The sequence below is a fragment of the Streptomyces sp. enrichment culture genome (genome assembly GCF_964273255.1).
Lineage (GTDB): Bacteria > Actinomycetota > Actinomycetes > Streptomycetales > Streptomycetaceae > Streptomyces.
On the sequence record NZ_OZ186835.1, the window covers coordinates 2343885 to 2355671 of the forward strand.

12 protein-coding genes are annotated in these 11787 nt (G+C 73.4%); 4 read left to right on the forward strand and 8 right to left on the reverse strand.

The features are described 5' to 3' along the window. Window positions 1-29: 29 nt before the first annotated feature. Window positions 30-1142, reverse strand: a complete 1113-nt coding sequence (locus ACSU53_RS09955; protein WP_437026529.1) for an SDR family oxidoreductase — start codon at window positions 1140-1142, stop codon at window positions 30-32. A gap of 191 nt (window positions 1143-1333) precedes the next feature. Between ACSU53_RS09955 and ACSU53_RS09960 the strand changes: the two genes are divergently transcribed. Next, entirely contained in the window at window positions 1334-2815 is a 1482-nt protein-coding gene (locus ACSU53_RS09960) for a zinc-dependent metalloprotease (RefSeq protein WP_437026531.1), read from the forward strand. Continuing rightward, window positions 2812-3333 carry an NUDIX hydrolase gene (locus ACSU53_RS09965; RefSeq protein WP_437026533.1) on the forward strand — a complete coding sequence of 174 codons (522 nt, stop codon included), beginning with the start codon at window positions 2812-2814 and terminating at the stop codon, window positions 3331-3333. The genes ACSU53_RS09960 and ACSU53_RS09965 overlap by 4 nt, the downstream gene beginning before the upstream one ends. Window positions 3334-3420: 87 nt before the next feature. Here ACSU53_RS09965 and ACSU53_RS09970 read toward each other — a convergent pair whose 3' ends face one another. The 4 genes from ACSU53_RS09970 to ACSU53_RS09985 all read right to left on the reverse strand — a co-directional run bounded on the left by ACSU53_RS09970 (window position 3421) and on the right by ACSU53_RS09985 (window position 7368). Further along, window positions 3421-4176, reverse strand: coding sequence for an AIM24 family protein (locus tag ACSU53_RS09970; protein ID WP_437026535.1), 756 nt, complete (start codon window positions 4174-4176; stop codon window positions 3421-3423). A gap of 17 nt (window positions 4177-4193) precedes the next feature. After that, entirely contained in the window at window positions 4194-4874 is a 681-nt protein-coding gene (locus ACSU53_RS09975; RefSeq protein WP_437026536.1) for an AIM24 family protein, read from the reverse strand. 12 nt (window positions 4875-4886) lie between these two features. Then, window positions 4887-6632, reverse strand: a complete 1746-nt coding sequence (locus tag ACSU53_RS09980; RefSeq protein ID WP_437026538.1) for a TerD family protein — start codon at window positions 6630-6632, stop codon at window positions 4887-4889. 139 nt (window positions 6633-6771) lie between these two features. After that, window positions 6772-7368, reverse strand: coding sequence for a M48 metallopeptidase family protein (locus ACSU53_RS09985; protein WP_437026539.1), 597 nt, complete (start codon window positions 7366-7368; stop codon window positions 6772-6774). Between the two features lie 211 nt (window positions 7369-7579). On the opposite strand from ACSU53_RS09985, the gene ACSU53_RS09990 reads away from it, so the two are divergent. Both ACSU53_RS09990 and ACSU53_RS09995 read left to right on the forward strand, forming a co-directional pair. Further along, on the forward strand, window positions 7580-8794 hold the full coding sequence (locus ACSU53_RS09990; RefSeq protein ID WP_437026541.1) for a TOMM precursor leader peptide-binding protein: 1215 nt from the start codon (window positions 7580-7582) through the stop codon (window positions 8792-8794). After that, window positions 8787-10154, forward strand: a complete 1368-nt coding sequence (locus ACSU53_RS09995; RefSeq protein ID WP_437026543.1) for an ABC1 kinase family protein — start codon at window positions 8787-8789, stop codon at window positions 10152-10154. Before ACSU53_RS09990 ends, ACSU53_RS09995 begins: the two co-directional genes overlap by 8 nt. A gap of 392 nt (window positions 10155-10546) precedes the next feature. On the opposite strand, the gene ACSU53_RS10000 is transcribed toward ACSU53_RS09995, so the two are convergent. From ACSU53_RS10000 to ACSU53_RS10010, 3 genes are all read right to left on the reverse strand, one after another. Next, on the reverse strand, window positions 10547-10870 hold the full coding sequence (locus ACSU53_RS10000) for a hypothetical protein (RefSeq protein WP_437026544.1): 324 nt from the start codon (window positions 10868-10870) through the stop codon (window positions 10547-10549). Further along, on the reverse strand, window positions 10867-11235 hold the full coding sequence (locus ACSU53_RS10005; RefSeq protein WP_004983671.1) for a WhiB family transcriptional regulator: 369 nt from the start codon (window positions 11233-11235) through the stop codon (window positions 10867-10869). The genes ACSU53_RS10000 and ACSU53_RS10005 overlap by 4 nt, the downstream gene beginning before the upstream one ends. Before the next feature lie 184 nt (window positions 11236-11419). Next, complete coding sequence (locus ACSU53_RS10010; RefSeq protein WP_437026546.1) at window positions 11420-11734, reverse strand: hypothetical protein; 315 nt, start codon at window positions 11732-11734, stop codon at window positions 11420-11422. Window positions 11735-11787: the final 53 nt, after the last annotated feature.

Below are 11787 nucleotides of genomic sequence, written 5' to 3' on the forward strand. Positions count from 1 at the left end.
CAGCGACCGACCGCCCGGGAACGCCCCGGTCAGATGCGGCGCCGTGCCTTGCGGGCGCGGCGCACCACCGCGGCGGCGCCCAGCAGGGCCACCGTGGCGCCTGCGGCACCGGCCGCCGTGGCGTCCTTCCGGCCCAGCCGGCGTCCGGCCACCGTGTGCCGGCCGGAGACCTCGCCGAGCAGTTCCTCCAGGACCTCCTCGTTGGTGTACGAGGGGCGCCACCCCGCCGCGTGCAGGCGGCTGCCGCTGACCACCCACGGGTACATCGTGTAGGCCAGGTCCCCGGCCGGGGAGGGGGTGAGGCCGATGCGGTGCAGCCGGGCCGCGGCGCCGAGCGCGACCGCGGACGGCAGCTCCATCCGGCGGATCCCGCTGAGCTCCTCGACCTCCTCCTGCTCCAGCCAGCCGTCGCACCCGACGGCGAGTTCCCCCTCCGCCTTCTCCACGACCGCGTACTCCAGCGCGCTGCACAGGTCCTCGACGTGGCAGAACTGCCACGCGGGCCGGGAACCGGCGACCACCAGCAGCCGGGGCGACTCGAAGTACCGGGTCAGCGCGGTGTCGGTGCCTCCGCCGACCAGCACGGCGGGGCGGACCACGGTGACGTTGAGCCCGGGGTGGGCGCGGGGGGCGCGGCGCGCCAGCCGCTCGATCTCCAGCAGGTCGCCCACGCCGGTGGCCTCGGCGGTGGCACGCAGTTCGGCGTCCTCCGACAGGGGCAGCTCGTTGTCCGGGAGCGCGCCGTAGACCATCGCGGAGGTGCACAGCACCACGCGGTGCACCCCGCTGGCCGCGGCGGCGGTCAGGACGGTCTGCGTGCCCCGGACGTTGTAGGCGGTCCGGGCGGCCGCGTCGGTCTCCAGGTCCAGGTCGAGCGCCAGGTGGACCACCACGTCGGCGCCGCGCAGCTTCTCGGCGATGGCCGGGTCCCGCACGTCGAGGATGTGCCACTCGGCGTCGTCGCACGCGCCGCGCCGCTCGTCGATGGCGAGCACCTGCTTGATGTCCTCGGAGGCGGCCAGCCGCTCGGTGAGCAGCGCACCGACCCCGGACGCGGCACCGGTGACGGCGACGACGGGCCCCCGGGCGGGACGGTCGGACGGGTTTCGCGCTGCGCGAACCTGCGGATCTGGGGAACTCACCAGGCGTCTCCAGCGGTTGTCTTCAGTACGGGCGCAAGGGACGCGTACGTACCAGGTGGCTCCATCCTGCCGCAGGCGGTCTGTCGGCGAAGCACCGAGGCCCGATCCGCCTCGGGTGTCTACGCTGGGTGGTGTTGTCGGGCAGCCGTGCCGCCGGAAAGAACCGGCGGCCCTACCAGCCGAGGAATCCCGTGAGTGACACCCCATTCGGATTCGGCCTTCCGCCGGAGGAGCCGGACGACGGCGACGAGGGCAAGAAGAAGGACCCGCAGAGCGGCGGTGGTCAGGGCCCGGCCAACCCGTTCGGCTTCGGCATGCCCGGAGCAGGCGGCTTTGGCGGCCCCGGGGCGGACAATCCGTTCGCCGCGATGTTCGGTTCGCTGAACCCCACCGACCTGGGCGCCGCCTTCCAGCAGCTCGGCCAGATGCTCTCCTACGAGGGCGGCCCGGTGAACTGGGACATGGCCAAGCAGATCGCCCGCCAGACCGTCGCACAGGGCACGTCGGACGGCACCAAGGACGCCAGTGTCGGGCCGGCCGAGCGCAAGGCCGTCGACGACGCGCTGCGCCTGGCCGACCTGTGGCTCGACGACGCCACGTCGCTGCCGTCGGGCGCGGCCTCCGCGGTGGCGTGGAGCCGCGCGGAGTGGGTCGAGGCGACCCTGCCCGCGTGGCGGGAGCTGGTGGACCCGGTCGCCGAGCGCGTCGGGAACGCCATGGGCGACGTCCTGCCGGAGGAGATGCAGGCCATGGCGGGCCCGCTGATCGGCATGATGCGCTCGATGGGCGGTGCCATGTTCGGCACGCAGATCGGGCAGGCCGTCGGTGTGCTGGCCGGTGAGGTGGTCGGTTCGTCCGACATCGGGCTGCCGCTCGGTCCGTCCGGCAAGGCCGCGCTGCTGCCGCTGAACATCACCGGCTTCGGCAAGGACCTCGGTGTGGCCGAGGACGAGGTGCGGCTGTACCTCGCGCTGCGCGAGGCCGCCCACCAGCGCCTGTTCGCCCATGTGCCGTGGCTGCGTTCGCACCTGTTCGGCGCGGTCGACGGCTACGCGCGCGGGATCAAGGTCGACACCGGCAAGCTGGAGGACGTGGTCGGCCAGTTCGACCCGGAGAACCCCGAGCAGCTGCAGGAAGCTCTCCAGCAGGGCATGTTCCAGCCGGAGGACACGCCCGAGCAGAAGGCCGCCCTGGCCCGGCTGGAGACGGCGCTGGCCCTCGTCGAGGGCTGGGTGGACGCGGTGGTGCACGCGGCGGCGAAGCCCCGGCTGTCGTCCGCCGACGCGCTCCGCGAGACCCTGCGCCGCCGCCGTGCCTCCGGCGGCCCCGCGGAGCAGACCTTCGCCACGCTGATCGGTCTGGAGCTGCGCCCGCGCCGCCTGCGGGACGCCTCGCGCCTGTGGGCCTCCCTCACGGACGCGCGCGGCGTCGACGGCCGGGACGCCCTGTGGGCGCACCCCGACATGCTGCCGACGGCGACGGACCTGGACGACCCGGACGGCTTCGTGCACCGCGAGCAGATCGACTTCTCCGAGCTGGACAAGATGCTCGGCGAGGCGGCCGGCAAGCCCGACCTGCGCAAGAAGGGCGGCGGCACCGGGGGCACCGGGGAGGCCGAGGGCCCCGACCGGACCGACGGCGAGGACGGGCGCAAGGGCGACGACGCCGGGTGAGCCTCCACGACGACGCGGTTCTCGTGCTCAAGGGGTACGAGGACCAGCCGGAGCTGCGCGACGCCTACCTCGACCACCTCGCCGCCCACCCGGACGGTATGTGGAAGGCCTGCCGGGACGGCCACGTGACGGCGAGCGCCCTGGTGATCGACCCGGAGCAGGGCAGGGTGCTGCTGACCCTGCACCGGAAGCTGCGCATGTGGCTGCAGATGGGCGGCCACTGCGAGCCGGGCGACGCCACGCTGGCGGCGGCCGCCCTGCGGGAAGGCACCGAGGAGTCCGGCATCGCGGGTCTGACCCTGCTGCCGGGCGGTCCGGTGCGTCTGGACCGCCACGAGACGCCCTGCGCCTGGCACCTCGACGTCCAGTACGCGGCCCTGCCGCCGTCCGGCGCGGTCGAGGCGATCAGCGACGAGTCGCTGGACCTGCGCTGGTTCCCCTACGGCGCGGTGGCGGATGTGGCCGACGCCTCCGTCGTCCGTCTGGTCGAGGCGGCCCGGGCGCGGCTCGGCGTCTGAGGGGATGCCGCGGACGCACGGGTGAGGGGCGGCCGTCGTGACGGCCGCCCCTCACCCGTTCTGTCGTGCCCCGCGGTGGCCGGCCCGTCAGCTCCAGACGTTGCCCTGGTTGTGCCCCCGGGCGCCCTGCTGACCCATGCCGTACTGCGCGGCGAGGCCCGAGCCGATCTGGGCGTTCTGCGGCGGCAGCAGTTCGCTGGGCTGAACCAGGACGAAGCCGCTGCCCATGAAGCTGAGCTCCCAGCCCTCGCCGGTGTTGCCCCGGCGCCGCCACACGCCGGACGAGTGCGTCTGGGCCTGCATCTGCACCCGCAGGGCGGTGGACCAGGCCACGATCGCGTCGGCGTCGCAGTTGACGTACTTGTCGGGCGTCACCTGCATCACCAGCGGCATGCCGGAGGTCATCAGGGCGACCCGGCCCCGGCCGGTGATGTTGAGCTGGTACTTGCCCGAGCCGGAGATGCCGTACTGGCTGTCGACCGCGATGACCTCGTGGTGCAGCGCGGAGTCCATCGCCAGCACGTAGCTGCTGTCGACCGTCAGGCCCTCCTGGTCCACGTCCATGACGTGGATGTGCTGGGCGAGGTTGGCGAGGTAGACGGTGCCCTGCCCGTGGCAGCGCATCAGGTCCAGTCCCTCACCGGTGCGCGCGCGGGACCGCGCCTGGCCGCGGCTCTGGTACTCGGCGTCGAACTCGACCAGGCCCTGGTAGGCGACCATGGACCCCTTGCGGGCCAGCACGTCGTCGTGGCCCTCCAGGGCGACCCGCAGCATGTGCTTGTTCTGCAGGCTCCAGCGGTCCTGGGCCGGTTGGTCGTTGTAGGCGAAAAGCGGGCTCTGCATGGTGTGGTTGCTCCCCCTCAGCCCCGGACCCGGAGACGGTCGGTGCTGTCCTCACTGGGCTGGACGACGACGATGCCCTGACCGGAGAAGGCCATCTGGTAGGCCTCGCCGCTGCCGCGGCCGATCAGCGACTGGGCGCGGAAGCTGCGCTTGCCCTTCACCTTGAGGTTCGGGGACCACGCGACCAGGGCGTCCGGGTCGACGTACGTCTCGTCGTCCCCGCCTCCGCAGTCGACGACGATCGGCTTGCCGCGGGAGGTCAGGGCGACCCAGCCCTGCCCGGAGATCCTGGTGTTCCACAGGCCCTGGCCGGCGAACTTCGCCAGGCCCTTGACCCGCTCCACACCCCAGTCGAGGTGCGCGTCGAAGGCGAGCAGGTTGGTCGCGTTGACCGAGATGCCGTCGCCGTTCAGGTTGATCACGACGACGTCGGCGCCGTAGTCGGCCAGGTAGAGCAGGCCGTCCCCGGAGCACTTCATCAGGGGGGCGCCCTCCCCGGTCAGCCAGTCCTTGGCGATCTGGCGGACGGCCGGCGGGTTGGGCTCGTACTGCACGAAGCCCTCGTAGGCGACCATGGAGCCGACGCGGGCGAAGAGGTCGTGTCCGGACTGCATGGCGACCTTCAGCATGTGGTTGCCGTGGTTCTCCATGCGGGCGCCGACGGGCGCGGGGGCGAAGCCCGCGGGTGGCTGGTTCATGACGGGCTCCCTTTAGATCTCGTACGGCTGGACGACGATGAAGTTGCCGGGAGCACCCCGGAACTGGAGGTTGACGCTCTCCCCCGTGTCCCCGGGGTAGGAGTTGCGGCGCATCCTCACCTGGCTGGAGACGACCACCTGGGAGGCGGCCGACCAGGCGACCACGGCGTTGCAGTCGGCGAACGTGGTGGGCGTGACCGGCAGGACCACGGGCACGCCGTGGGTCTTGACGACGATGGTGCCGGTGCCCTGGAACTGCATGGTGAACAGGGCGCCGCCCGGGATGCCGTGGCCCTCGATGCGGCGGACCTCGTACTGGAGGCCCTCGTCGAAGGCGAGGACGTTCTCCGCGGAGACGCACACGGCGTCGCCCTGGAGCTCGATCGGGTGCAGCATCGTGGCGTCCTCGGCGAAGAACACCTGGCCCTGGCCGGTGCAGCGCATCAGCTGCATCTCCTGGCCGGTGGCGTTGCCGACGACGCGGCCGGTGAAGCCGGCGCCCTTGTAGCTGAAGTCGACCTTGCCCTGGTACAGCACCATGCTGCCCTGCCGGGCCAGCACGGGCTGGCCGCCCATGCCGAGGTCGACGCGGATCAGCTTCTTGTTCTGCGGGGTCCACCGCTGTCCGGTGGGGGTCTCCTTGAACTTCTGCAGCGCGCCGAGCACGCCCGGGCTCTGCGGGGCGCCCTGGGGAGCCCCGTAGGGGGCCTGCTGCCCCGGCACCTGCCCGGGCGGGGGCTGCTGGCCGTAGCCCCCGCCCGGCGGGGGCGTCGGCTGACCGTAACCGGGCGGCGGGGCGGGTGCCTGTGGTGCCTGCGGTGCCTGCGGTGCCTGCGGTGCCTGCGGCGGAGCGGCGTACCCCGGCGGCAGCGGGGCGGACTGGCCGGGAACCTGCTGGCCGGGGCCGGGCTGGCTGTACGGCTGCGGCGGCAGGCCGGGCGCCGGGGGCGGCGGCGGGGGTACCGGCGACCCGCCGGGCGGGGTGTGCAGCGGCGCGACGATGGTCGGCGCGGCATGCACCGGGGGCGGCCCGGGGGGTGCGGGGGCCGGCGGCGGGGTGGCGCCCGGCGGCGGCGCGAAGCCCTGCGGCGCGGGCTGCGGGGCGGGGGCGGCCGGGGCCGGGGCTCCGGCGGGAACGCCGAAGGCGGGCGGGGCGGCCGCCTGGGCGGGCGGGGCGAAGCCGGGAGCGCCACCGGACTGCGGCTCGGGCTGCGGTGCGGCGGGCTCCTCCTCGGCGACCTCGCCGCCGAAGTTCTTCAGCAGGGCGTCGAGCCCGCCGTCGAAGCCCTGGCCGACGGCGGCGAACCGCCACACGTCCTTGAAGTAGAAGTCGCCGAGCATCACGGCCCGCTCGGTGGAGAACTCCGCACCGGTGAACGGGTAGCGGGCCACTTCCTCGCCGCCGGCCACGATCCGGATGTATCCGGGGCCGATCTGCGACATCTGGCCGGCGCCGTCGAGGGTCGCCGTGAAGGACAGCTTCTTGATCTGCTGCGGGATCCGGTCGAGGGTGACCCGGAAGGACTCGGTGTCGCCCGCCTGCGCGCCGAGCAGCTGGATGGACTCCTCGGGGGACTTCGGCTGGTTGTAGAAGACGAAGTACCGGTCGTCGGACAGCCGCTCGTCGGCGTCCAGACCGAAGCAGCTGATGTCGAAGGTCAGCCCGGGGCCGGAGATCTGCACGCCTACGTACAGATCCGTGCCCGCCGTGAGGTCACTGATCCTGGCCTTGTGGCCGCGTTGGAATTCCCTGGCCATGCGTACGACCGTCCCCCATCCCGAGTGCGAGTGCGTCGCGCCAGGCTAACGGCAATCGCCGACATCGGACGATGTCGGTACAGACCCGGTACACAACGCACGCGGCGCCCACCGCGGGGCGCTCACGCGCGGTGCTCCCTCACTCGCCCTGCGCGCCCGGCACGTGGGGCAGCCGTTCGGCGGCGACCACGCCTTCCAGGTAGCCCCGGGCCCGCTCGGTCTTCGGGTACGCCTCGAGCAGCCGCCAGAACCGGGGGCCGTGCCCGGGCACCAGCAGGTGCGCCAGCTCGTGGCACAGGACGTAGTCGATGACGTACTCGGGCATGCCCTGCAGGCGGTGCGACAGCCGGATGCTGCCCTCGGCCGGGGTGCACGAACCCCAGCGGGTGTTCTGGTTGGTGACCCAGCGCACGCTCGCGGGCCGGGCCCGGCCGTCGAAGTACTGCGCCGACAGCCGCTCGGCGCGCTCGGCCAGCTCGGAGTCGCCGAGCGTCCGCCGGCTCTCCTGGGCGGCCAGCTTGTCGAGCATGACGTTCACCCAGCGCTGCTCCTCGGCCTCGGACATCCGGGCGGGGATGAGCACGACGGTGCGATCGCCCTCGCGGTACGCGGAGACCGTCCTGCGTCGGCGGGCGCTCCTGCGGACCTCGATCGCGCTCGCCCGTGAGCCGTTCGTCGGCTGGCTCGTCGTGCTGCGCTGTGGCGTTCCGGCGCGTTGCAGTGGGTCGGCGGGCACGCCCCGACGTTACCCGCTGCACCCGGGGAAGTCCCGGCTCCGGACGGCTTCGATGTCACTCGCCCCCGCCAAGCGCGGGATTAGTACGACGATCTCCGCAGCCTGTGGACAACTTTCGGCACCACCCGGCCCGCGCCGGGCATGCTGGCACCGCCGGCCGGACCACCCGCGGCTCCGGCGAGAACCACACCCGGCAGTACGGGGGCCTGCGATGCATCCGATGGTGAAGCCCGCGCTCAGGCGCGGCTGGCGTGACCTCGACACCGTGCAGTTCGGCATGACGCCGACGCACGCGGTGACGCTCGGTCCGGTGGACCGGGCGACCGGCGGCTTCCTGGAGCTGCTCAACGGCACCCGCGGCCTGGAGCTGCTGCGCGAGGAGGGGCGGCGCATGGATCTGCCCGACGGTCATGCGGACCGGCTGGTGCGCAGACTCTCCCGGGCCGGCCTGCTCGACGACGCCAGGGGCGGCGGTGCGGGCGCCGAGGCGCTGCGCGGCCGGCCGGAGGTGCTGGAGCGGTTGCGTCCCGACCTGGCCGCCCTCACCGTGACCACCTCCGGTCCGGGGGACGCGCTGCGGATCCTGGCGGCCCGCCGCCAGGCCCGGGTGCAGGTGCGGGGCGCGGGCCGGGTGGGCGCCGTTGTGGCGTCGTTGCTGGCGGGAGCCGGTGTCGGGGAGGTGGACGTGCGCGACGCCGGACGCGTCGAACCGTGGGACGTCGCTCCGGGCGGGCTGCCCGCCGAGGCGGTCGGCGACCGCCGGGACGAGGCCGCCCGCCGCGCGGCCCGTCGGGCGGCACCGGAGCGGCCCCCGCGGCGCACGGCCCGGTCCCGGTCCGGGACGGACGGCCACGGATTCGGCCTGGTCGTGCTCGCCCCGCGCGACGACGTCGCCGTGCACGCCCCGCACCCGTCGACCGCCGAGCCGCTGCTGGCCTCCGGTACTCCCCACCTGTACGCCGGGGTGGTGGAGGGCACCGGCGTGGTCGGCCCGCTGGTCCTGCCCGGCGACACCGGCTGCGCGGGCTGCCTCCAGCAGGAGCGTGTCGACCGCGACCCGGCCTGGCCGCGCCTGGCCGCCCAGTGGCGGTCGGGCGGCGGGCACCGTGTCGGGGCCTGCGACCTGGCCCTGGCGGTCACGGTGGCCGGACTGGCCGCGGCTCACGCGCTGGCCTTCCTCGACGGCCGGGTCCCGTCGAGTGCGGGCGCCCGGTGGGAGGTGTCCGCACCGGTGATGCACTGGCAGCACCGCCCGGTGCGGGCCCATCCGGCGTGCCCGTGCGGGGCCGCGGCGGAAGGTGAGCGGGAACACCCCTCCGGACAGGGGCGGGCACGCGCAACAATGGGCAGGCAAGGACCGTCGGAGGAGTCACGCCGCCAGGTGGACGCCCAGCGGTCGGCAGGGACTTGGAGGGCGCATGTCTGATCTTCCCCGGAAGGCGGTCACCCGGACCGCCAAGCTGGCCGCGCTCCCGCTCGGCATCGCCGGACGGGCGACCTGGGGGCTCGGCAAGCGGATCGTGGGCGAGTCCGCCGAACTCGTCGGCCGGGAACTCCAGCAGCGCACCGCCGACCAGCTGTTCAAGGTCCTCGGCGAGCTGAAGGGCGGGGCGATGAAGTTCGGCCAGGCCCTGTCGGTCTTCGAGTCCGCGCTGCCGGAGGAGGTGGCGGGGCCGTACCGGGCCGCCCTCACCAAGCTGCAGGAAGCGGCGCCTCCGATGCCGACCCGACGCGTGCACGCGGTGCTGGAGGAGCGGCTCGGCGAGGACTGGCGCGAGCTGTTCCTGGAGTTCGAGGACAAGCCGTCCGCCGCGGCCTCGATCGGCCAGGTCCACCGGGGCGTGTGGCACGACGGCCGTGAGGTCGCGGTCAAGGTGCAGTACCCCGGCGCCGGCGAGGCGCTGCTCTCCGACCTCAACCAGCTGAGCCGTTTCGCGCGGCTGCTGGGCCCCCTGGTCCCGGGCATGGACGTCAAGCCGCTGATCACCGAGCTCAAGGACCGGGTCTCGGAGGAGCTGGACTACGGCCTGGAGGCCCAGGCACAGCAGGCTCACGCCGACGAGTTCACCGACGACGCCGACGTCGTCGTCCCGAACGTGGTGCACCAGGGCGAGCAGGTGCTGGTCACCGAGTGGATGGACGGCATCCCGCTCTCGGAGATCATCTCGGACGGCACCGAGGAGCAGCGCGACCGCGCCGGCCAGCTCCTGGCGCGTTTCCTGTTCTCCGGTCCGGCGCGCACCGGTCTGCTGCACGCCGATCCGCACCCGGGGAACTTCCGGCTGCTGCCCGGCGGCCCTGAGGGGGAGGACGACTGGCGGCTGGGGGTGCTGGACTTCGGCACCGTCGACCGCCTCCCCGGCGGACTGCCCCCGATCATCGGTGAGGCCCTGCGCATGACGCTGGACGGCGAGGCCGAGGCCGTCTACACGATGCTGTGCACCGAGGGCTTCGTGAAGGAGTCCATCGAGCTGGACCCGGACGCGGTCCTCGACTACCTGCTCCCGATCATCGAACCGGCGCAGGCCGACGCGTTCACCTTCACCCGGGGCTGGATGCGCACCCAGGCCGCCCGCATCGCCGATCCCCGCTCCCCCGCCTACCAGTTGGGCAGCAGGCTCAACCTGCCCCCGGCGTACCTGCTGATCCACCGGGTGACGCTGAGCACGATCGGGGTGCTGTGCCAGCTCGGGGCGACGGTGCGGCTGCGGGGCGAACTGGAGGAGTGGCTGCCGGGGTTCGTCCCCGAGGAGCCGGTGCGGGAGGCGCCGGCCGCCGAGGCGTGAGACGCGGCCCGCGCCGCACCGGCGGCCGGGCTGGGAAGAGGGGTGTGGCCCAGGGGGGTCCCTGAGGGGTTCCCCGGGTGTGACGGGGCGCTGCCCGCCGGACGCCGTCCGCCACGGATACCGTCCAGGTCAGGTCGCCCGGGCGCCTCGGCGGCCGGTCCTGCGGCGGGCGCACGGCGGAATTACCGCCGGCGTCTGCGCGGAGCCGTCGTCCTCACCGCCGTCGGGCCGACTCGTGACTCCCGCGGCCTCCGCCCCGCGGCCGGCCGGCCGCACGGTACGCGGCGCGGCGCGGCACAACGCGGCGCGGGGGCCGGTCCGTTCGGTACGGACCGGCCCCCGCGGAAGAGGGTGGGTCTCCGGTTCCGGAGACCCGGCTCTCGAAGCGTCGGTCACTGCATGACCGCCATGGCGAGCGCCCGGCGGGCGCGCCGGGAGGCGCGCTCGGCACGGCGCTGCATGCGGCGCGCGGTCACCAGGCGCACGGCCTGACGTTCACGCTGCGCCTCGTCGAGCCGCTCGCGCATATGGGCACGAGCCATGGCTTCGGGGATGAGTTGCATCTCTCGGGTCCTGTTCTGGCGCGAGTCGTTCGCGCCACTGGTGGTGAAGTCTTCGGTCGCGGAGCCGGAGGGCTCGTGAGCGGACGGGATCATCGGGGCCTGCTTCTGGGGGTCGTGCGTGAGGGGGCGGTCGATCGTGCCGGGGGTGTTCATGCCGTGACCGGGTTCTTGCGCGGGCGGCCACGCGGCCGCTTCCGGGCGACGACGACGCCCTGGACGAACAGCTCCCCACCCCAGACGCCCCACGGCTCACGCCGCTCCTTGGCACCGGCGAGGCAGGCCTCGACCAGCGGGCAGGTACGGCAGAGGGACTTGGCGTACTCGACGTCCGCCGGGGACTCGGCGAAGAAGACCTCCGGGTCGTAGGAACGGCACGGGACGGGCACGCCGAGGTTCTCGATGGCGTCGTCGAGCGCGGTGAGCGCGGTGAGCGGAGTCAAGGTCGGGTCCTCCGTGGAGCCAGGCTTGGGGATCGTGTCGGACGGCGGTACGGACGGGGCGTGCGCTTCGAGTTGCACGGTTCGTTGTCCTCGTCTGGTCGTCTGGTCGTTTCCGGCCGGTTGGCCGGTATGGCGGCTGGTACCGGGTTCTGCTCTCTGCCCCGAGGCACCTTCATCGGTGTCGCCCACGTTCGTGGACAAACAGAAGGGCCGCGGATCCCGGATGGGGTTCCGCGGCCCTGAAGGCGCCGGCCTGATCGCATCAGGCTGGATCACTCCAGGGTTCTGGCCCACGGAAGGCCCACATCAGGTGGTGCTGCGTCGTCTGCTTCCGGAATCCGGCACCGGCTGCCGCAAAGGCATAGGCCTCGGCCTGTGCCACTACTGCTTCCAGTGCCTCGGTCGGTCGCATGTTGCGCTCACGGACGGCAAAGCCCGCGGGAGCAAGAAGGGACGCCGGGCGTGCGGCATCGATGCCGGACACACGGGTGCCCTGGTTCGAGGCGCCGAGCATGCACAGGGAGACGGCCGGACGATCGGTCATTTTGACGACGGAGTTGCTGGTGATGCTGATCATTGGGCTCGCCTCCTCTCGGCGCATCGGGGACTGGGGTGAGCCAGTCCGACGGA

What these genes read in the sequence shown, in the direction of transcription:
- ACSU53_RS09990 (WP_437026541.1), top strand. Translation starts at nt 7,580, where the DNA reads ATGCATCCGATGGTGAAGCCCGCGCTCAGGCGCGGCTGGCGTGACCTC.
- ACSU53_RS10010 (WP_437026546.1), bottom strand. Translation starts at nt 11,734, where the DNA reads ATGATCAGCATCACCAGCAACTCCGTCGTCAAAATGACCGATCGTCCG.
- ACSU53_RS10000 (WP_437026544.1), bottom strand. Translation starts at nt 10,870, where the DNA reads ATGAACACCCCCGGCACGATCGACCGCCCCCTCACGCACGACCCCCAG.
- ACSU53_RS09975 (WP_437026536.1), bottom strand. Translation starts at nt 4,874, where the DNA reads ATGAACCAGCCACCCGCGGGCTTCGCCCCCGCGCCCGTCGGCGCCCGC.
- ACSU53_RS09970 (WP_437026535.1), bottom strand. Translation starts at nt 4,176, where the DNA reads ATGCAGAGCCCGCTTTTCGCCTACAACGACCAACCGGCCCAGGACCGC.
- ACSU53_RS09980 (WP_437026538.1), bottom strand. Translation starts at nt 6,632, where the DNA reads ATGGCCAGGGAATTCCAACGCGGCCACAAGGCCAGGATCAGTGACCTC.
- ACSU53_RS09995 (WP_437026543.1), top strand. Translation starts at nt 8,787, where the DNA reads ATGTCTGATCTTCCCCGGAAGGCGGTCACCCGGACCGCCAAGCTGGCC.